This window comes from Phycisphaeraceae bacterium (genome assembly GCA_020851465.1).
Classification (GTDB): domain Bacteria; phylum Planctomycetota; class Phycisphaerae; order Phycisphaerales; family Phycisphaeraceae; genus JADZCR01.
In genome coordinates this window covers 40,958-61,286 of record JADZCR010000018.1, presented here as the reverse complement: position 1 = coordinate 61,286, position 20,329 = coordinate 40,958, and the positions used below count along the sequence as shown (strand labels likewise).

Annotated in this window: 20 protein-coding genes and 1 rRNA gene; 12 read left to right on the top strand and 9 right to left on the bottom strand. The window is 59.6% G+C overall.

Features of this window, described 5'->3' with window-relative positions; genetic code table 11:
• Nucleotides 1-314: ribosomal RNA gene (locus IT444_14190) — 16S ribosomal RNA — on the top strand; the annotation flags it as partial.
• A 686-nt stretch (nt 315-1,000) separates the two neighbouring features.
• On the opposite strand, the gene IT444_14185 is transcribed toward IT444_14190, so the two are convergent.
• Nucleotides 1,001-1,987: a restriction endonuclease, SacI family gene (locus tag IT444_14185; protein ID MCC7193914.1), complete on the bottom strand. Its 987-nt coding sequence runs from the start codon at nt 1,985-1,987 to the stop codon at nt 1,001-1,003.
• A gap of 121 nt (nt 1,988-2,108) precedes the next feature.
• The gene (locus tag IT444_14180; protein MCC7193913.1) at nt 2,109-3,038 is read right to left on the bottom strand and encodes a DNA adenine methylase; all 930 of its coding nucleotides are present in this window, start codon (nt 3,036-3,038) and stop codon (nt 2,109-2,111) included.
• 16 nt (nt 3,039-3,054) lie between these two features.
• Between IT444_14180 and IT444_14175 the strand changes: the two genes are divergently transcribed.
• Nucleotides 3,055-3,264, top strand: coding sequence for a hypothetical protein (locus IT444_14175; GenBank protein ID MCC7193912.1), 210 nt, complete (start codon nt 3,055-3,057; stop codon nt 3,262-3,264).
• Nucleotides 3,265-3,371: 107 nt separating this feature from the next.
• Here the strand turns inward: IT444_14175 and IT444_14170 are convergent, their stop codons facing one another.
• The 3 genes from IT444_14170 to IT444_14160 all read right to left on the bottom strand — a co-directional run bounded on the left by IT444_14170 (nt 3,372) and on the right by IT444_14160 (nt 6,171).
• Entirely contained in the window at nt 3,372-4,184 is an 813-nt protein-coding gene (locus IT444_14170; GenBank protein ID MCC7193911.1) for a sugar phosphate isomerase/epimerase, read from the bottom strand.
• A 219-nt stretch (nt 4,185-4,403) separates the two neighbouring features.
• Nucleotides 4,404-5,282 carry a DNA adenine methylase gene (locus IT444_14165; GenBank protein ID MCC7193910.1) on the bottom strand — a complete coding sequence of 293 codons (879 nt, stop codon included), beginning with the start codon at nt 5,280-5,282 and terminating at the stop codon, nt 4,404-4,406.
• 13 nt (nt 5,283-5,295) lie between these two features.
• Entirely contained in the window at nt 5,296-6,171 is an 876-nt protein-coding gene (locus tag IT444_14160; protein MCC7193909.1) for a hypothetical protein, read from the bottom strand.
• Nucleotides 6,172-6,200: 29 nt separating this feature from the next.
• Between IT444_14160 and IT444_14155 the strand changes: the two genes are divergently transcribed.
• The 3 genes from IT444_14155 to IT444_14145 all read left to right on the top strand — a co-directional run bounded on the left by IT444_14155 (nt 6,201) and on the right by IT444_14145 (nt 8,496).
• Complete coding sequence (locus tag IT444_14155; GenBank protein ID MCC7193908.1) at nt 6,201-6,407, top strand: hypothetical protein; 207 nt, start codon at nt 6,201-6,203, stop codon at nt 6,405-6,407.
• Between the two features lie 155 nt (nt 6,408-6,562).
• Entirely contained in the window at nt 6,563-7,567 is a 1,005-nt protein-coding gene (locus IT444_14150) for a hypothetical protein (GenBank protein ID MCC7193907.1), read from the top strand.
• 179 nt (nt 7,568-7,746) lie between these two features.
• Nucleotides 7,747-8,496: a hypothetical protein gene (locus IT444_14145; GenBank protein ID MCC7193906.1), complete on the top strand. Its 750-nt coding sequence runs from the start codon at nt 7,747-7,749 to the stop codon at nt 8,494-8,496.
• A gap of 78 nt (nt 8,497-8,574) precedes the next feature.
• Here IT444_14145 and IT444_14140 read toward each other — a convergent pair whose 3' ends face one another.
• On the bottom strand, nt 8,575-9,669 hold the full coding sequence (locus tag IT444_14140) for an exo-alpha-sialidase (protein MCC7193905.1): 1,095 nt from the start codon (nt 9,667-9,669) through the stop codon (nt 8,575-8,577).
• Nucleotides 9,670-9,840: 171 nt separating this feature from the next.
• Here IT444_14140 and IT444_14135 point away from each other — a divergent pair, with 171 nt between their 5' ends.
• Nucleotides 9,841-10,161, top strand: a complete 321-nt coding sequence (locus IT444_14135) for a phage holin family protein (GenBank protein MCC7193904.1) — start codon at nt 9,841-9,843, stop codon at nt 10,159-10,161.
• A gap of 75 nt (nt 10,162-10,236) precedes the next feature.
• Nucleotides 10,237-11,172, top strand: a complete 936-nt coding sequence (locus IT444_14130) for a D-alanine--D-alanine ligase (GenBank protein ID MCC7193903.1) — start codon at nt 10,237-10,239, stop codon at nt 11,170-11,172.
• A 59-nt stretch (nt 11,173-11,231) separates the two neighbouring features.
• Here the strand turns inward: IT444_14130 and rpe are convergent, their stop codons facing one another.
• Nucleotides 11,232-11,924, bottom strand: coding sequence for a ribulose-phosphate 3-epimerase (gene rpe / locus IT444_14125; GenBank protein MCC7193902.1), 693 nt, complete (start codon nt 11,922-11,924; stop codon nt 11,232-11,234).
• 98 nt (nt 11,925-12,022) lie between these two features.
• Entirely contained in the window at nt 12,023-13,213 is a 1,191-nt protein-coding gene (locus IT444_14120) for a phosphoglycerate kinase (protein MCC7193901.1), read from the bottom strand.
• 104 nt (nt 13,214-13,317) lie between these two features.
• Here IT444_14120 and IT444_14115 point away from each other — a divergent pair, with 104 nt between their 5' ends.
• Complete coding sequence (locus IT444_14115; protein ID MCC7193900.1) at nt 13,318-14,511, top strand: aminomethyltransferase family protein; 1,194 nt, start codon at nt 13,318-13,320, stop codon at nt 14,509-14,511.
• Nucleotides 14,512-14,639: 128 nt separating this feature from the next.
• Complete coding sequence (locus tag IT444_14110) at nt 14,640-14,999, top strand: STAS domain-containing protein (GenBank protein ID MCC7193899.1); 360 nt, start codon at nt 14,640-14,642, stop codon at nt 14,997-14,999.
• A gap of 56 nt (nt 15,000-15,055) precedes the next feature.
• On the opposite strand, the gene IT444_14105 is transcribed toward IT444_14110, so the two are convergent.
• Nucleotides 15,056-15,859 carry a metallophosphoesterase family protein gene (locus IT444_14105; GenBank protein ID MCC7193898.1) on the bottom strand — a complete coding sequence of 268 codons (804 nt, stop codon included), beginning with the start codon at nt 15,857-15,859 and terminating at the stop codon, nt 15,056-15,058.
• A 532-nt stretch (nt 15,860-16,391) separates the two neighbouring features.
• On the opposite strand from IT444_14105, the gene IT444_14100 reads away from it, so the two are divergent.
• The 3 genes from IT444_14100 (at nt 16,392) to IT444_14090 (ending at nt 20,207) form a co-directional block, all read left to right on the top strand.
• On the top strand, nt 16,392-17,048 hold the full coding sequence (locus IT444_14100; protein MCC7193897.1) for a DUF3553 domain-containing protein: 657 nt from the start codon (nt 16,392-16,394) through the stop codon (nt 17,046-17,048).
• A 137-nt stretch (nt 17,049-17,185) separates the two neighbouring features.
• Entirely contained in the window at nt 17,186-19,285 is a 2,100-nt protein-coding gene (gene ligA / locus IT444_14095) for an NAD-dependent DNA ligase LigA (GenBank protein ID MCC7193896.1), read from the top strand.
• A gap of 256 nt (nt 19,286-19,541) precedes the next feature.
• Nucleotides 19,542-20,207, top strand: a complete 666-nt coding sequence (locus IT444_14090) for a PEP-CTERM sorting domain-containing protein (GenBank protein ID MCC7193895.1) — start codon at nt 19,542-19,544, stop codon at nt 20,205-20,207.
• Nucleotides 20,208-20,329 lie beyond the last annotated feature (122 nt).

Below are 20,329 nucleotides of genomic sequence, written 5' to 3'. Positions count from 1 at the left end.
GGGCTGCACACGTGCTCCAATGGCATCGACAAAGCGACGCAAAACCGCAAGGTCAAGCAAATCGCATAAACGATGCCCCAGTTCAGATTGGAGTCTGCAACTCGACTCCATGAAGTTGGAATCGCTAGTAATCGGGGATCAGCTACGCCCCGGTGAATATGTTCCTGAGCCTTGTACACACCGCCCGTCAAGTCATGGGAGCCGGGAATACCCGAAGTCGCCCTAATTCAAGGGTGCCGACGGTAGGCTCGGTGACTGGGACTAAGTCGTAACAAGGTAGCCGTAGGGGAACCTGCGGCTGGATCACCTCCTTTCTAAAGGATTTCTTTAGATCACGATTCACAGAGCAATCTGCATCGTGCTCGTCAGCACAACCTCGCCCAGCAAGACAGGCCCTTTATCGAGCCTGTCTCGCCGGATACCCTTGCGGCAACGCAAGGCCAAGGCCGCCCAACTGTCACTTGTCAAAGACCACTTCCACACCCACTATTCACCCAATCCACACCATCCCCGCAACACGCGGGGATTTTTTTTGCCCGCAACTTCCCCTTCAACGCAACCGCCCTCACCGAGGCGCAGAATGATTTGTCGTTTTCGAGTCCGCCCCACCGGGGCTCAGGAAACGTCCGGAATCTCCCGCGATTCGTCTCACCGAGGTGAAGGAAGATTTGTCGTTTTCGAGTTCGCCCCAACAGGGCGAGGGACTGTAGCCACGGGTGAAGGTCGCACCGCGACCGGAACCCGTGGGAAAGGTCCGTCATTCCCCTCCTCGCCCCAACGGGGCGAAAGAAACGCTCAAAATCTCCCGTGTATTCGCCCCAACGGGGCGGAGGAAGAATCATCGTTTCCCTCCTTCGCCCCGACGGGGTGGGCAACAGTACCATGTCCTGTCATGAAACGCCGACCGTGGACACACGAGGAGCTTGTCAAAGTACTCGCGCTCTATTGTGTCAAATCCCATTCGGCAAGATGCACATGCGGAATTCGGCCGTGCGTCGAGTCAGTCCGATGCCTGCGCCGCTTTCCGCAGCGCAAGAAATGCTTCTTTGAGCGCTTGATTGACTCCACTTTCGGGTTGCGACAAAACGAGTTCCTGATAGACGTCAAGAAAATCCGTGCGCAATCGATGAAACAGATGCAGGAAATGGCGTAGGAACCCGATGCAGTCGAGAATTGCAATCTCGACTCCGCCGAGCTCTTTGTATTGTTTGGCTGCGTATTCTCTCACATCGGCGTCGATACGTTCGGTCGTCACAAAAATGTAGTTCTGAATTTTCGCGCCATCGGCGATCTTTTGTATTGCGATGTCGATATCGCCGATCGTTACCGCCTTGTCCTTCATCTCATATACGGTGACAACATTGTCATCATCAGAAAGCGTAATCTCCACGTCGCCTAGTGCGCCGGTTTGTTTATCGGCAGCGGTGTGCGCGTTCAAGCTCAAGACACGCTCGCCAAGTTTATCCGATGCAGCAGCATAAGCTGCTGCAATGACCAGCACCGGCAATCTCGCGGCGTATTTCAGTGCAAGGTGCTGCTCAATGAGCTTGACCGTATCTTCAGACGATAGTGGCAACTCGCCTGCCTGTTCCTGCAAGTCCTTTTTCAGTTTCTGGAGCGTCTTCGCGCGTGCATCACGTTGGACGATGAGAAGCCGGATCGTCTCTCTCATTACCGCGCCGGCTTTGACCGTACCCGTCTGAATTGCATCAAGAATCTCAAGGATAAATTCGTAAAGCTCCGGGGGTCGGCCGCGCAACTTCTGGTTCAAATCCAGCACGATGTTTTTCGTTCGGAAACCCGGAGTGAGAAATGCCGTTGTGGAGCTACACGGCAGCTTGTGCCGCGTGATGAACTCGAAAATATACTGCTCATCATAGTTGCGACCCGGATAAGCGTCTTTCTTCTCGGAATCAGGATATGCCTGAATGAACGGCTTGCGGATATCGATCTGGGGTTCCGTGGCTTTTGCCAGAGTGGCAGCCAACAAAAATCGCGCGCCGGCACGATTGCTCGGACACATTACGACAAATGCGATCCGATCCGCAAGGTCTTTGTCGGCTACAAAGGGCTTGAACAACTGCACCTGAGCATCCGTGCATGCCTTTTCAAGTGTCTCCGAAGAGGTGTCCATTCCCATTATCTTTTCCCGTCGCTAACTTCGGATCGTAATTTGTCCATAGTGCTTCGATACGCTTGCCCTTGGTCGCATGATTTGTGCGCTCCTCCGCGACCGTCTTATTCCATTTCGGCGCGGGATACAACTTGTCCATTAGGTCGCAAGGATAGTTAGATATTGCGACCATCCCTTGCGCGTTGTTCAACACCGCGGCGAGCTCCGCATGCTGAGCGTCCGTCATTTCATACCCGTAGGCTTTGGAATCTCCGCGAGTGTCGTGGATGTATGGCGGATCGCAATAGAACAGCGTACTCGGCGAGTCGTAAAGATTGATAACTTGCGTAGCCGGACGATTCTCGATTTGGACGCGCAACAGACGCTCCGCGATGATCCGTAAGTCTTCCACACCGCCGAGCCAACGGCTAATCACCCCACTCATTCCAGCGCGACTTGTGTTTTTGCAATTCGCCCAACGTCCAACGGTTGCCGTCTGAGCAAGACCGATCCGAACCTGACGGGCGCGAACGTAGAACCGCCGCGCCCGCTCAAAGGGCTCTACCTTTGGATCGAGTTTGCACGCTTTGGCGAATTCTTCGCGAGAGAATGGAGTGAGGCCGATTGCTCGAACGAGCTTCTCACCTTCATCGCGCAACACGCGGAAGAAGTTAACAACTTCGCCGTCAAGATCGTTGTACGTTTCGACTGGAGAAGGGCGGCGGTTCAGCAATACGGCGCCCGAGCCAGCGTAAGGCTCGCAATAATGATGACATTTCGGCAGCAGCGGGAGAAGCCAGTCCAAATGTGAGTATTTCCCGCCATACCACCCGAAGGGAATAACCTTCGCGTCGCAAAGAGCGGAGATGGCTGGCGGCTTGCCCTTGCGTGTGCGTGGCGCGGTTTCATTTCCAGCTAGACTCATTCTATCTCAATGATACATGATGGAAACGGTTGGACTATCACGTAAAAGAATCTCGCTTGACCAATCGCTTAAGCAGTTCAATGCACTCCTCGCTACGGAAGCCATCATCGCCTTCACGCGGCAGCGTGTCGAGTTTGTTGAATACAGCAACGCGACCGACTATGAGCCGGCTTTCGTGGCCTCGTATCTGACCGTCATGCGTCAGGATACGCAGCAACGCGCTTAGCACCACGATCTCTTGAACAGCATCTGCTGGATGATCCGCGATTGCTGCGTATCAACAACTGATCCCGCATGGCCTGGCGCACGACCTGTCACACGACCTGCTGCTCCTCAGCCTTCCGCCATCTTGGCGAAGCGCTTCGCTGCGGACATGACCGTCTGCAGAAATACCGCGTCGTCAGGCAGCCCGCTATGCGCCTGGATCGTCTCATCCGTCAGCGCCGCACGCCGATAAGGCGACGCCGCGATAATCTGCGCCAGCCGCGCCCAGTCAACCACGCCCGTGAAAATAGGTTTGTGCTGATCGGTTTTCCCGTCGTTATCGTGCAGATGCGTAGCAATCAGCCGATCTTTCACGCTGTCGAGCCAGTCGAGCATCGCGCCTTTCGGCTCGAGTTGACCGTGACCGGAATCAAAGCAGAGGCCGAGAAAATCGCCGTCGTACCGCGCCAGTGCCGCCGTTATGTCTGCAAAATTTCCATTGGGGATGTTTTCGAGCGCAATGCGGACACCCAGCCGCCTCGCAATCGGCTGCAGTGCGTCGAGCGATCGATAAAAACTCGCCTCATTCGCCTTGGGTGAAGGCACCGGCGGGTGCATGATGACGACCTCACACCCGACCTGGGCCGCAAACTCCAGCCGGTTGATGACGAGCAAGTCACCCATCGCGCGGACTGCATCGTCCGTCACGCCCCAGACGGACTTCAGCCCCGCTGAGCCGTGAATGTCGTGCACGCACAGGTTCAACTCGTCAAGCCGGCGCTTGTAGCGTTCCATCTCATCCTTTGAATACAGCCGGTCGCTGTTCCAATCGTGGCACCAATGCACGTAGCGAAACCCCGCATCTGCAATGCACTGCAACGAAGGCTCAGGCGGGTCGATGTCGTTCTTGTAGTCGGTTGTTGCTGCGATTTCGAAGGTCATATTCGGAGCATCTTAATTCGCTCAGAGCGAAACGCCATTGATCCTCCCTTCACCACGCGCCTCGCCCCAACGGGACAAGCAACCGTAACATGTTCTGTCGTGAAACGCTGACCGAGGACGTAAGAGAAAGCGCAGATATTCAGGTGCTGCTCATTGCCCTCGAGAACGTAGAGGTAAGTGCCGGTATTCTTCTCCCATATCGTAAGAATAAGGTCTTCGTCACCGTATCCATTGCATGTTCCGACCGATGAGAAGTTCGGTCATCTTTGCATGATGTGTGTTTTTCATTGCAACCTGCTCAACCTCAAGCGAATGTTTTGCGGCGAGCTCTCGCACATCAGGCGCATCGTCATAGGTCAATAGGATGTCGCCAGCAACGCGATCGGCTTTTTCGAACAGTAATTCGTGGTCCAACTCATAGTGCGTGTAGAGTCGAGTACCAGCACGCTTTCCGTTCGTTCCACCAGCCGTATAAGGCGGGTCGATGAAGAACGCGGCACGTTTGCGTCTGGAATACTGGCGCATAAGCTCTATCCCGTCGCCAGCGACAAAGGTGAAGCGGTCCCGGATCGCTGCGATTGCACGGATTCGCTTCGCCAATGTATCTACGTACCACCGCGAGCGTAAGCCCTTGCCATTCTCGCCGTGTTTGATCAGGCTTGCCCCAGCCGCCATGATCCCACCATGCTGCGTCCGGTTCCGCAAGATCGTGCGAAACGCCTGTTCAGAAATATCACCGTCCTGCCGCGCAAGCGTCGCACGGACATTGTCGTGTGTGAGGTCAAACGTCAAGATGCGCTCTACCAACGCCTCTGCATTACCCTCGAAGATCGTGCGCCATACGGACGAAACATCGTCGTCAAGTTCGGACAGCACGATGTGATCCACCAAGCCCTCGAACGCAGCCGTAAGCGAGACAATCGCCCCTCCCGCGAATGGCTCGACCAATAACGTTGGTCTAGGTTTGATGCTCGTAAGCCATTGCCGTATGTGCGGCACAAGCCAAGTTTTTCCACCCGGATACCGAAACGGGCTGCGTTTCGGCACCGAAGCGACGTTGACGACGTATTCCGCGGCAGTAACCGGAAAGAACGTCATCTGATGACCCATTCTAAATGGGCGAGGAGATGAGCGCCGTATCGGGCGGATTATTGTTTTCAAGCTTTTCATCCACTTTGTCCTGTAGCACGTCAATGAACTCAGAGATATTGCCCGGCTCGGATCGGGTGATCTTGTCAATCGCTTCGAAGAACTTCGTATACACAACCTTCGTTCGTTGAAGTGAATAGACGTTCTTACCAGCGTCTTTGACCAGGTCATACACGAACCAAGCAATGTCCGCCTTGTCCGGGTCCGTCTCCTTGAGCATGGGTAACGTCGCAAAGAAGCCGCTGTTGATTGCAACCGCAACCTTCTTCTTCCACGCGTTCAGGATGCCGCCTTTGAACAGGAGTTGCGGTGCCAGCCGCTTGCGAGACGAGGACAAGTAGTCCGGACCGGGATAGTGCGGATGCTTGCTCCAATCCATTTTAGCCCGAGCTCTCGGATCCTCCATGTAGTGCTCGAACGGGTTCCGCACATTACCAGAGATGTAGACTGCTTGGATTTCTGACGCTCCGAAGTCGATCACTTTGCCGCGCGCGTCGTACGCGCAAAGTACAACGTCGATATTTCCTGCCGACTTGCCGTGCTTGTCCCTTAGACGAACCTCCGTCAACGTCGTCCACTTTGTTCCCTTTGGGAAGAAAAAACCGGCAGCATCCTCAGCGATGATCCAACGCTCTCGGAACCTGATCGGGCAAGTGATTACAACATTCCCCCCATCGTAGATGCTGCAAACGCCGAGCGGATCATTCGCCTTGTCCTTGGTACAGTTTGGCACCACATTCCCGAATGGGCACAGTGCATTGTCCCGGCAGCGTTTCGCTTCGGAACCTTGATTATCTATCGGGAAGCCGAAGACCTCGGCTAGTGGTTGTTTTGCCATGTGAGCACTGTACTCAGATTCTCAAATTATTGCCGTGCTTCTTCAAACAGCAGGTTGGTGACGACAATTTCAGTCTGCTTGAGCAGTTCGATTCACTCCTCGCTACGGAAGCCATCATCGCTTTCGCGCGGCAGCATGTCGAGTTTGTTGAATACAGCAACGCGACCGACTATGAGCCGGCTTTCGTGGCCTCGTATCTGACCGTCATGCGTCAGGATATGCCGCAACGCGCTTAGCACCACGATCACTTGAACAGCATCTGCTGGATGATCCGCGATCGCTGTGTATCAACAACTGATCCCGCATGGCCTGGCTACAACCTGTTACTCGCCCTGCTGCCCGGCGCGCTTTTGGTGTTGCAATCGTTGAACATCACGGCTAAGATAGTTTAATGGTTATCGAACCGCCGACGCTGGCGACGCTCTTCGTCCGGGCTTCCTGGCTTAACCGGGCCGGGCGGATCGACCGTTCCGCCTGCGTTGAGGTCAGTGCTGCGGAGCTGCGCCATCTGGTCGTCTGGAATGACCCTCGATTCAATCACTCTGCTCCCCAGCACGCGGACGAAGCCGACCGCGAACACGAGGGCAGAGATTCCATGTGGCAGCGGCTGCATCGCGCAACCGCCCCCCGAAGTCCGACACAGACACGCTCATGGATTCATCCGTTCTCGCAATCGCGGACTCAGACGCAGCGTGCTACGGACGGGCAAGGGAGCGCGCAGCAAACGGCGGCGGTGAACGGGCGTGTTACCTCACGCGGCTTTACGAAGGACGTATGCGGCCATGTGTATGTCGGGCGCGGCGACCTGATGACGCTGCACCGTCAGCGGATGCCGCGAACCTTGCGCGGCGATTGGCGCACCGGCAAATCCAACGCGATCAGGCCGACGGACGATTCGAGTGAAGGCCGACTGCGCGCGGAAAAGCTGCGCCGTCGTCAACGGGCGAGCTGGAACCCGCAGAGCAGCAGCGGCGGTTCGAGTGCGCGGGCGTTTGATGAGGCCGACGGCTTGCCGGGGAACCCGAACAAAGGCGCGACGATCACGAAAGTGCTGGTCTTACCCAAAAATTGGGGGCAGGTGATCGACGTGAGATTGCGGCGGATGAATGCGATTTTGTCGCGGCATTATCTGGTTTGTCCGATCTGTCGTCGGTGCGTGGTCAAGCTATTCATGCCGCTGGCGACGCGCAGCGAGATGCGTGACGCGCAGATTGCGCGGCTGTGGCTGCGCGGGCTGTGTGATCCGAGTCGAGGCAGGCCCAATGCGCCGGGCAGCGAGGCGGAACGGGCGGTCGTCGAGCGCTACGGCGCGTTGCTCGAGCCGGAGTCGCGGCAACTGCGCTGCGGCCGATGTCTGGGATTGCGTTACGGTGAAAGTCGGCGGCGGCACAGGTGAGCCGACGTGCCAAGGCCGGGCCGGGCCGACCTGGTTCGTTTCCCGTCATTTGCTCAACACGAGGAGATGAGACACGCGCTGCGAGTCGAGGCGTTCCTGACTTCGGCACCCTTATCCGCGGGTGGTTTCGCTATAATGGCATGTTTCATCGTGGCTGGTGCCGCGGAAGGGACTGATCCATGGGAACAAATTATGGGGCACTGTGCAGCGACTTTTATGTCAACCAGAAGCTTGCCCTCAAGATGGACCTGCCCAGCGACCGCGAGACGATCCTGCACATGATGGATCAGGTTCGCAAAGTCATGCCGACGATGAATCGTTTTCGCCGGTATGAGCACGAGCTTGCGCTCGAATCGTCGCGGCGGAATGAGGAATATCGCTGGCTGGCGATCCGTCGGACCAGCATCCGCACCGGCCACGTCAACCCCAGCAGCATGGAAGAGTCCTATCGGCTGCACCGGCTGGTGCTCGACATCATCCCCTATCACCTGACGGTCAGCCCGCTCGACGTGGACTATCTCGATCTGATGTTCGGCTTTGATCTGGCGTGCAGCGGCAACCACGACGCGATCGTTTTCGAGGCGCTTTACCGCAACTCCGCCGTGGAAAACCTGCTGGGCATCAACGGCGCGAGCATTCTGAATGTCCAGCCGATGTTCGGCATCACGCTGTCGGATCGCGTGGATATGCAGGCGTTTTTTGAGGTCAAAACCCGCACGAAAAATCGGCGCGGCATGGCGCCGGCGCGGCGCGACGAGCCGATCAGCATTTTTCTGACGGTGCGGCGGTTCGGCCCGATCGACAAGATCGAGGAGCTGCCGACGATTTTTGAGGACATGGCGCGCCACGCCAACGACCTGGCGAGCGATCAACTGGTTCACAACCTGCTGATGCCGATCGCCCGTCACATCCCTTCCAGCAGCACCTAAAAGCGAAAACGTGCTGCGACGCGGCTGCACTGAGGCGGCGGGTGAGCTGGCGTGTCGGTGCGGTGACGCGCGACCGCATCACGTGCGGCGGATCGTGGCGCGGACCACCCAGACGGAGTTGGTGTCGTGAGCCTCCGGCGGGATGGCCGCCCATCCGAAGGGAATCCGGTCGTAGATCATCATCAGGTTTGACTCATCCAGCGCGACGACTTCGGTGTAACAGGATGAGATTCCCGGCCGCCAGAATGATTCGGCTTCGTTGAACAGGTTATGGTGGTCCTCGATATTCACGCGGACCCACTTTTCGCCGTCACCGGCGAGGTTGAGCCAGAGGTAGATGCCCTGCCGCCCGCCGGAGAGCGCGACCGTGCCGTCTTTCATCGTGACCAGACTCGGCTGGACGGAAAACGCGGGAATCGTTTGCGGCGGGGTCCAGGTCCGGCCGTCGTCGGCGCTGAATTGCCGACCGAAGGGATAGAAAGTTCCCAATCGGTAAACGCACATGAGCCTGCCGTCCTTGAGCCGGCAGAGCGCCGCTTCGCAAGGGCCTTCACTGCATTCGAGCGGGCATTTCGCGTCGCTGATGGTTGACCGGACGCGCCAGTGAATCGCGTCGGATGAATGCACCGCGAGCAGGCTGAAACGGGTATCGCCCTCGAACGTGCCGTAAATCGTCGCCAGGTAACCGCCCTCGACGGCGACGGACTGGCCGTTGAAGACAAAGCCGGCCGCACCGTTTTTGAGGCGCACATCCGGCCGGGGAAATCCCGTCACCGTTATTCCCGGCGTAGTTTCCCGCAGTTCGTGTCGATCATGCGGCGCAAAGTTGTACGGAGAGCCGATCGTCAGCGGCTGCTCCTTGATCGGATAGAGGTAATAGGGCTGGATCACCGCGTCACCGTTGGGTAGGCGGACATCGACATCCCCATAGCGCATCTGGATCGGCTGCGACCAGGTTCGGCCGGCATCACGCGACCAGGCGTATTGCCCGGTGGAGTTGGCCAGATGGTCGTCGGCGTAGTCAGTCATGGAAGCCCGGAGGCTGCCGTCATTCATGCGCGCCAGCGTGGGGAACCAGAGATAACCCTTGCTGCGCGCCACGAGCATCGGCTGATGGAGTTTGACATCAACACCACGAAAGGAGTAAGTGCGGGAGGTAGAATCGCCTACCATAAGCGGGTGTCCTGCGGGTTTGGTGATGGGTGATGATTATTCGTGGACTTGAGCAGGCTGTAAAGCGGAGCGGTCCAGAGCGTGCTGCGAAGCGGCTGCACGGAAAGAGCGCGTGACCTCGCGCAGCGGTGCGGTGAGGATCAACGACACGGAGACGCACAGGAACGATTCATGGCCTTATTCGGTCGAGAAACGGCGGCAGAGCAGCAGCGGGCGGAACGCATCAAGGCATGGGTGCAGGCACGCAGCCCGTTCGCCCTTTTCAGCGTCATGTGCGGCATCCTGGCGGTGTTCGACTTTTTCACGCTGGTTCTAGGGGTGATACTGGGAATCATCGCCATCGTCCTGGCGGTGCTGGGACGACGGGAACTCCGGCGCAAGCCGGAACTGCTGGGGGCGAAGCTCTGTCTGACCGGTGCTCTGCTCGGCACGCTGGGGCTGTGCCTGAGTCTGCTTTTTTTCATCTGGAGCGTCTGGGGACATCGCCCCTGAGCCGCCGGGATGCGCTGACCGACGCCGACGCAAACTTACACCCTCCGCGCCATGCTTGGCCGATAGCTAAGAGCCATGGCGGAAAATAAGAAACGATTGAAAGTGATGGTTCTCGCCGGCGGTCCCGACCGCGAGCGCGAGGTAAGCCTCATGTCCGGCGCGACAGTGACCAACGCCCTCGCACAGGCCGGCCACGACGCGCAGCAGCGCGACATCACCCCCGACGATCTGTCCGCTCTCGATGAGTTTTCGCGTTGGGGTGGTGATCTGATTTTCCCGATGCTGCACGGCTCGTGGGGAGAGGGCGGCGGGCTTCAGGTGATACTCGAGTCCAAGGGGCTGCCCTTCGTCGGCTGTCGCTCCGCGGTGGCGTCGCTGTGCATGGACAAGACGCGGACCAAGCGCGTGCTGATGGAGCACAACCTGCCCACGCCGGAGTTCGAGTCGCTTGCCCCGCGCGGACGGCGGACGCTGGCCCCCCCGCTGGTGGTCAAGGCCCCCACCGAGGGCAGCAGCATCGACCTGGTGATCTGCATGGATGCGGAGGAGGTGCGGCGGGCGCGGTCACGTCTTCACCGCCGTCATCCTCAACTGCTGCTGGAAAAATACATCAAGGGCAAGGAACTGACGGTCGGCGTGATCGCCGGCGCGCAGGGTCTCGAATCGCTGCCTGCGATTCACATCGTTCCCGCCACCGAGTTTTACAACTATCAAGCCAAGTACGACCGCGACGACACGCAATACCTTTTCAACATCGACCTGCGCAAGGAAGTGCTGCGCGACATCCAAAAGCTGGCGATCGAGGCTGCGACCGTGCTGGGCGTCAAGCACCTCTGCCGCGTCGATTTCATGGTGGACAGCGACCAGCAGCCCTACATCCTGGAAGTGAACACGATTCCCGGCTTCACCAGCCATTCACTGCTGCCCAAGGCGGCACAGCACGCGGGAATCCCCCTGCCGAAGCTGGCGGATCGACTGGCGCGGATGGCGCTATCGGCGGCCAAGTCCTGATCGACCCGATCACGATGACGCCAAGAGCAAGCGAGCGCAACCGCCGGCGATGAGCTGAATCACCCAGCCTCGTGCAGCGCACGGATCACCGCGCTGCGGTCGGATGCGCCAAAGAGAGCCGAAGCGGTCACCAGCATGTCGGCTCCGGCGCGCACCGCTGAGCCGACCGTTTGCGGGTTGATTCCCCCGTCGATCTCCAGCCGCGTGTGGCTGGCGATGCGGCTCTTGAGCCATTCCACCTTGTGCAGGACATCGGGGATGAATTTCTGTCCTGACCTGCCGGGGTTGACGCTCATGACCAGCACCACGTCGAGCTGGGTGAGAAAGGACGCCAATCCATTTGGGATGGTGTGAGGATTGACCGCCATTCCTGCCTTCATGCCCCGTGCGTGGATGCGTCGGATCAGGTCGTCGGCGTCGATGCCGCCGCTGCGCGTCGGGTGGCTCACTTCGAGGTGAAAGGTAAAGTTGTTCGCCCCCGCCTGCGCAAACATGTCGATATACATCTCCGGCTTTTCGACCATCAGGTGACAGTCCAGAAACACATCGGGGAAATGTCGGCGAAGCGCGCGCACCATATCCACACCCATGGTGAGGTTGGGGACGAAGTGGCCGTCCATCACGTCGATGTGCAGCAGGTCCGCGCCGCGGTCGAGGACATCGCGGCATTCGTCGGCCATGCGGCCAAAGTCCGCGCTGAGGATCGACGCAGCGATGAGCGGGCGGGCAGGTTTGACAGCCGGATCGAGCATATTGAACCGTTAACGAGTCATCCGATCATCAGCACGGCGCGTTGTCGGGCGGGATGCCGGGGCCGCGACGATCCGGCTCCCTGTGACATCATTGACCGCTATTTGTTGTCGAGCAATTCGACGCTGTTGAATTTTCTGCCTTCGAGCATTTCGAGGCTTGCCCCCCCGCCGGTGGAGACGTGGCTGACCTGTTCGGAGAGTCCGAACTCCTCGATGGCCGCTGCGCTGTCACCGCCGCCGATGATCGTCACCGCACCGGCGCGGGTGGCGTCGGCGACGGCGTGGGCGACGGCACGGGTGCCCTTGTCAAACGGGGGCATCTCAAAGACTCCCATCGGGCCGTTCCAGACAATCGTCCGTGCGCCGCTGATTTCCTTTTTGAAAAGCTCGATAGATTTGGGGCCAAGGTCGAACCCGCCCCACCCTTCGTCGATGTTGCCCTCGAATACTTTTTTGTTGCAGTCGGGCTTGAAGTCGTCGCCGCAGTGGGTGTCCACGGGCAGGACGATTTTCCCGGCGGCGGCGGCCAGCATTCCGCGGGCCTTGTCCACCATGTCCGGCTCGATCTTGCTGCTGCCGGTCGTCTTGCCCTGGGCGCGGAAAAAGGTGTACGCCATCGCCCCGCCGATGATGATTTTGTCCACGATGTTGAGCAGGTTGGTGATGACAGGGATTTTGTCGGAGACTTTCGCGCCGCCGAGGATGGCGGTGAATGGCCGCTGCGGTTTTTCGATGGCGTCCTTGAGGAATTGAATTTCCTTCTGCATGAGGAAGCCGACGACGCGCGGCTTGCCCGCCATCGCCTGCGGGAGAGCCACCATCGACGCATCATCGCGGTGCGCGGTGCCGAAGGCGTCGTTGCAGTAGATGTCACCCATCGCTGCGATCTGGGCGGCAAAGCGCGGATCGCCCTTCTTTTCCTCTTTGTGAAAGCGGACGTTTTCCAGCAGCAGCACCTGACCGTCATGCAGCGAAAGAGCCTGCGCCCGGGCGTCGTCACCGACGCAATCCTCGGCAAAAGCGACGGGCTTGTGCAGCAGTTCACCCAACCGTGCCGCGACAGGTTTGAGGGAAAATTCCGGCTCGACGCCGGAGCCTTCCGGTCGCCCAAGATGGCTCAGCAGGATGAGCCGCCCGCCTCGTGTCACCACGCTGCGGATGGATTCGAGAGCCATACGGATGCGGCGGTCATCGGTGATCCGTCCGTCCTCCATCGGCACGTTGAAATCGACGCGCATCAGCACGCGCTTACCCTGAACTTCCACGTCGGCGATCGTTTTCTTGGCCATGATGATTTTTTCCTTCTGACTCCGCATGATAGCGGGATGACGCCGCCCCGCTTTCACCCGCAGCGGCGATTGGCTCGCGGGCGGTCGTCGCGTAGAGTCAGAGCATGACGACGATCCGAGATATTCAGGAAACCGCGCTGGCGACCTTCATGCCCTTCGGCCAGCCCGCCAACGATGACAAACTCATCGAGGTCGTGGACACCTTCGGCCAGTATGAGGCGGAGTACGCCTCCACCCGCAAAGGGGCGGCCATCTTCAGCGTGCCGCACCGCAGCGTGATCGAAGTGCGAGGCACGGAGCGGCGCGACTTCCTTCACAAAATGGTGACGCACGACACGCTGTCGCTCAAGCCCGGTCTCGGCCGACGCGCTTTCCTGCTGGGTCGGACGGGACGGATCATCGCAGACCTGATCATTCTGGAGGAGAGCGACCGCACGCTGCTGGTCACCGATCGGGCGGACGTGTCGAACATCATCCGCGAGCTGAACAACTACATCGTGATGGAAGATGTGCAACTGCGCGGGCTGGATGATGCGCAGCAGATGTCGATCCACGGACCGCTGTCGGGCGCGATCCTCGACGAGATCGCCGGACAACCCGTCGGCCCGCTCGAAGCATTCGCGCACCGACCCATTGAGATTGCAGGCGTCCGCGGAACCGTCCACCGTTTCGATCAGACAGGCTCGATGGGACTGCACCTGATCTTTCCCGATCAGGGCGCAGCGGATGTTTACGCGCGATTGCTCGAACGGGCGCGGCAGGACGGCTGGAAACCCGACACGACGGACGACTCCTCCTCCTCCCCGCCGACTCCGCGAGACGGCAAGACGCGCATCCGTCCCGCGGGCTGGCTGGCGTTCAACACCGCGCGGATCGAGGCCGGCTCGCCCCTTTTTCACATCGACTTCGGTCCCGACAGCCTCCCCGCTGAGACCGGGCTGGTTTCACAGGTCGTCAGCTTCACCAAGGGCTGCTACCTGGGACAGGAAATCGTCGCGCGAATGCACAACCTCGGCCACCCCAAGCGCACGCTCGTCGGCCTGCGCTTCACCGACGACCGCATGCCCATCGCGGGGACAGCGGTCACCGACCCGGCAAAAGCATCCGAGGTCATCGGAGGCATCACCAGCTCGACGATCTCACCGATGCTTGGAAACATCGCCATCGCATTGGCGGTTATGAAATGGGGCCGACACCGCGCCGGGGAAGTCGTGGCGGCTCCTGCTGAGGGCGCATCCGTGACCGCGACCGTGCAGGAGCTGACGTTTCTGCCCGTCACGCCGACCGGCTCCGCCTGATCGTCAATCCGACTGTAACGACTGGCCCGCTTGCGCCTCGGAAAATATCTCTCCTTTTCTTCCGCCCACGGCAAGTCGAGGCTGTCACGTGCCGATAACAGCCATGAATCGCCTTCACTGAGGGTTTTGTGATGCTCACCGACGGCACCGTCATCGAGCAGGTTAACAACGTGGTCATCGCCACCGTCGGCACCCGCGAGTTGTCCCTGCGCCAGCTCACCGAGCTGATTGATGAGCTGATGCAGAAGATGCGCTGCGACAACGCCCAGCATGTCCTGCTGGACATGGCGACGGTCGATTTCATCCCCTCGGCATGTCTGGGCAGCCTGGTGATGTTTCTTCAGGACCTCGAACACGTGCGCGGACGCATCGGGCTGGTTCACTGCCGCCCGGATGTCCTGTTCGTCTTTAAGGTCACACGACTCGACTCGGTTTTCCATCTCTTTGACGACATGGAAAAAGCGATGGCGGAGATCGTGCGCCGCTGAGGCGAAGGTGAAGGCATTTCCCGTGCCGCAGACGGCGGCGAGCCATCGGACAATTTTCAACGGCCTTCGAGCAGACGCGTACCCAGAAAATCGCTCAGCTCGTCGATCTTTCTGATCTTGCTGATGACCGCTGGAATGTCGTAGGCGATGCGGACGAACTCGACGCCCTTCTCATCGACGATGGCGTAGCTGGCGCGCGGGTCGCGGTCGCGCGGCTGGCCGACCGAGCCGGGATTGATGACGCATTTTTCGTGGTCGCTGAATTCGTAGTAGCCGTCCAGATCGGCAGGCGGATAGAAGTCCGGCTCATCGGTGAAGACGCCGCAGACGTGGGTGTGGCCGACAAAGCAACGCTTGTCGATGCGCTCGAAAATCTGGGTCATCTTGGTCGGCGCGGTGATGACATCATCGGGGAAGATGTATTCGTTGATCGGTCGTCGCGGCGAGGCGTGGACGTAAAGCTCCTCGGCGGTGCGCTCCCGGATGCGGAGATTCCCCAGGTATTCCCAGCGGGCGCGGCGGAGTTCCGCATTGGTCTCGTTCTCGAATTGCCTGCGCGTCCAGTACGCGGCGGATTCCGCGCTGGCGTTAAAGCTCGTCGGCTCAAAGAGGACGGCGAAGTCGTGGTTTCCCATCAGCGCCCACTCGCACCGCTTGGCGACCAGATCAAGACACTCGCAGGGGTTCGGGCCGTACCCGATGATGTCACCCAGACAGAGAATGCGTGTGATACCTCGCCGATCAATGTCAGCCAGTACGACGTTAAGCGCGTCGAGATTTGCGTGAATGTCGGAAATCAATGCGGTGGGCATTCGTGCGGTAGTTTCGAGGGGATTGAGCCAGCTTTCAAGTGAGGGCATTTCCTGCACGTTCGGGCGGCAGGGTCAACCCGCCGTTTCAGGAACCGCGGATGACGTGTCGAAAACCGCGGCGCGGGGCGGGACGGATGAGTTTTCCCCCGTCTCTGAAGCCCCCCTTGCGGCTGACATTGGCTGGATTATGATGAGAAAACTCAAACCGGGGTTGCGGTTCGGACGATACCTGCAACGTTGAGTCCATTCGCAAAAAGTAAGTCGCCCCGACGCAGCGGATCAACCCGCGAGGGTGTCGCTCAACCAAGAGTGTGACCCATCCGAGTCGGTTCGCTCCGCATCAAAGGCAAAGTCGGACAGTGGCCGTCAAAGCCGGAAAGGTCCGGCAAGTTTCGACTTATTCCGAGCGTTTCCGGGAGGGAGTTTTCGCAGGGAGTTTCGGGAGGTTTCGGGATGGTTTCGAGAAGGTTTCGAGGAGTTTCCGGGGGATTCGCAGTCGGTTGATGTGCAGGATTGTTCTGGATTCACGGAGGAGTTTCTCATCCATTCGGTCGCGGGCTGCGTTCCAGTCTGCGGGAGTATGGCAGAGTCGGATCCATTCAGACTTGGTGAGATCGTGGTACACCCGCGCCGCCCCGAATGGGGTGACGGGGTGATCGACCAGGCGATGACCATTACCCATGAGGGCAAACCCGCTCAACGTCTAATCGTGCGCTTCGCCAACCATGGTCAGGTGACCATCAATACCGGCGTGGCGCCGCTGTTACGCAAGGAAGCAGTCGTACCTATGAGAGATCATTCAACCATCGTGTCTGAAACCTCAAGCCGTTTCGCACTGGCGGCAAAAGAAAAATCGGCGGGCGGGTGGCTCGATTCGCTCGGCGAAAAACGCAACGGCAAGGAGCTTTACAGCCTGCCCGAAGCGATGACCGATCCCTTCGCGTCCCTGAGCAAACGGCTCCAGGCCACGCTCGACTCCTACCGTTTCAGCACCGAGCCGCGCAGCCTCATCGACTGGGGCGTCGTGCAGACCGGACTCAACGACCCGCTTTCCAAGTACACCCGTCACGATCTCGAACAGGCGTTCCCGCGCTTCGCCCGCGACCGCGATCAGCACCTCGTGGAACTGGTCCGACAGATCAAGCGTCAGGGTAAAGCTGAAGTCTTCAACGAAGTGCTGCAAGCCACCAGCAACGCGACCGCCCGCAACGCGCTGCAGCGCGCGATGCGGAACTGATCGCGCATCAGCCGACGCGGCACCGCTTCAATTCGGTTGCGCCCTGCTGCTGGTCAGCGGTCCGTCACCGCGCGGCGAAGAATCGCAAATCACGAGCCGGACCTATCCGCAGTCCGCCCCGGCTTTATGATGTGGTCATGTCTCCCGCCCAGCGCATCGCCAAACTCCGTGCTGACATCGAACGTCACACCCGACTTTATTACGTCGAGAACAAGCCGGAAATTTCCGACCAGGACTTCGACCGCCTGCTGCGCGAGCTTCAGGACCTCGAAACGCTGCATCCTGAATTGATCACGCCCGACTCGCCGACGCAGCGAGTCGGCGGCGAACCGATCGACGAGTTTGCCACCGTCACCCACGCCCGACCGATGATGAGCATCGACAACACCTACGATCGCGGTGAAATCCATGCGTGGTATGAGCGGGTGCTGCGCGGGCTGGAGGAAGGCGGCTCGCTCTTGACGCAGAAGCAGGCGGTGTACGTCGCCGAGCCGAAGGTGGACGGCATCGCGGTGAGTCTGCGCTATGAGGGCGGCCGTCTGGTCTTGGCGGCGACACGCGGGGACGGCCAGCGCGGGGACGACATCACCGCCAACGTCCGCACGATCAAAGCCATCCCCCTGCGTCTGCACGAGAGCAAGACACCCATACCGGAGGTCCTTGAAGTTCGCGGTGAGATTTTCATGACCACGCCGGTGTTTGAGCAGATCAACCAGCAGCGTGCCGCGGCGGGTGAGGAACCCTTTGCCAATCCGCGCAATGCGACGGGAGGCACGCTCAAGCAGCACGAGCCGAAAGTGGTTGCCCAGCGCAAGCTGCGATTCCTCGCGCACGGTCGAGGCGAGGTGCAGCCGGAACCTTTCGAGACGTACAGCCAGTTCATGAGTGCGGTGCGTTCCTGGGGCCTGCCGACCAATCCGCTGACGCGGACCTGCCGTGACTTTGCCGAGGTCTGGACGTTCATTGAGGAGTTCGAGACTCAGCGCGACACGCTGCCCTACTGGGTGGACGGCATCGTCGTGAAAGTGGATCGCTACGATCAGCAGGACCGGCTGGGGGTCACCTCGAAAAGTCCGCGCTGGTGCATCGCCTACAAATACGCTGCGGAACAGGCGACCACGATCCTGCTGGAGGTCAAGTGGCAGGTCGGCAAGGGCGGCTCGCTGACACCCGTGGCGCAGCTTGAGCCGGTGCAACTGGCGGGGACAACCGTCAAGCGCGCCAGCCTCCACAACATCGACGAGATCCGCGAGCGGCTGGACCTGCGCCTCTCCGACACCGTGGTGATCGAAAAAGCGGGCGAGATCATCCCCAAGGTTGTCCGTGTCATCACGGAAAAACGGACGCCCGACGCACGACCGATCGAACCGCCGACGCGATGCCCCAGTTGCGGCGAGCCGGTCACGCAACAGCAGGATGAAGTCGCCCTGCGCTGCACCAACCCCTCATGTCCGGCGCAGCTCCGCGAACGGCTGATCTGGTTCGCCTCGCGGAACCAGATGGACATTGACGGGCTGGGACGCAAGAGCGTGGACCAGCTCTGCGATGCCGGCCTGCTCGGTTCATTCGCCGACATTTATCAACTCAAAAACAAACGCGACACCCTGCTGAGCCTCGAACGCATGGGTGAAAAGACGGTGGACAACCTCCTCAAAGGCATCGAGGAGTCGAAATCGCGCGGCCTGGCGCGGGTGCTGGCCGGATTGGGTATTCCGCATGTAGGCAACACCGCAGCCCGCGTGCTGGCGCAGCACTTCGCGGACATCGACGCGCTGACCGCAGCGGACTTCAGGGAAATCGACCTGGCACTGGCGACCGGCGACCTCGATGTCAAAAAGAAAGAGATGGCCAAAGCCAACTACGAGCCGGGCACAACGACACGCTCGCTGCGGGACTTTCTCTCCAGCCAGGCGGGGCAACGCACCATCGCGGACCTGCGCAAGGCAGGGGTGAACATGAAAGGCAGAGCGGCAGCGACATCCAGCAAGGGAGATGCGGCTTCCGCTTTCGCGGGAAAAACCGTGGTGCTCACCGGCACGCTGGAAAATTTCGACCGCAGCACACTGACGGAGATGTTGACCTCGCTGGGTGCAAAAGTCAGCGGCAGCGTGTCGGGAAAAACAGACCTGGTGATCGCAGGAGACGAGGCAGGAAGCAAGCTCGACAAAGCAAAAGAGCTGGGAATCACAGTCTGGGGCGAGCAGGAGCTGCTGACGCATCTCAAAAAACAGGAATGAAGGCAGCGTCCGCACTCCCGCCGAGCGCCGCGGGAGCTGTGGGTGTTCAGCAAATGCCGGGGCGAGGACACCCCGACTCGCTGCGTCTTTATTGTGAGCCGCGCGGTTCCCCCCAGAGTTATTTTTAATTTGTACGCAATCCGTTAGGTTCAAAACGTAACACGGGGCTTGACAGTCCTTTTATTACGTTTATTCTTGTTACTCAACGGCAGCAAGGAGCGGCTGGTAGTTCCCAAAACCTACAGGACGGAGACCTATGAAATCACTGACCACCTTCGGACTTTTTCTGGTAACGATGTTCGCAGCACCTGCTTTTTCCGCAATCGTGTATCAGACCGATGACAGCGCTCCGACTCCAACCCGATACGCAGTCGAAGGCAACAGCCTGGAATCGCTGGGCGATCAAGTCACCCTCGGCGGTACCGAACGCTATGTCACCGCCATCGATGTGCCTCTCTTTGCCGGCGCAGCCTACAGCGCGGACCTGACTCTCACCCTGTACCTCAACGACGGCGCGACCGTTTCCGACGGTCTGACACCCGACGGCCCCCGGCCATCCACGGTCATCGGCTCGTCGAGCGTCACCAACGTCGGCTTCTCCGCAAACCAGACCCAGACCGTGACTTTCACCTTTAATTACCTGCTGGTTCCCAACTCTTTCACCTGGGCACTATCGCAGGACAATCCGGGAGATGCCGGCGCGACGAGCCTGGAAATGATCGACTCCATGCTCTCCCCGCTGGTCGGCTCATCGGGTACTTTCCTCTGGTACGAGATCGCAGGCGCGTGGACGGATGATGACAGCTTGTCCGATCACCTGCGTGCAACCATCTACGCATCGAGCGTGCCTGAGCCGGCGACGCTGACACTGCTGGCCGTCACGGGTGGGATGCTCCTGACCCGCCGTCATCGCAGCCGCTGAAGGCTGTTCCCCCTCTCTTGCGAAACCCTGACCATCCCGACCGGCGTTTCAAGTCGGAGCGGGATGGGTTGGCGATGGTTATCGGCCGTTTCCGGGCGGTCTATCTTGACAAGCAAAAACTT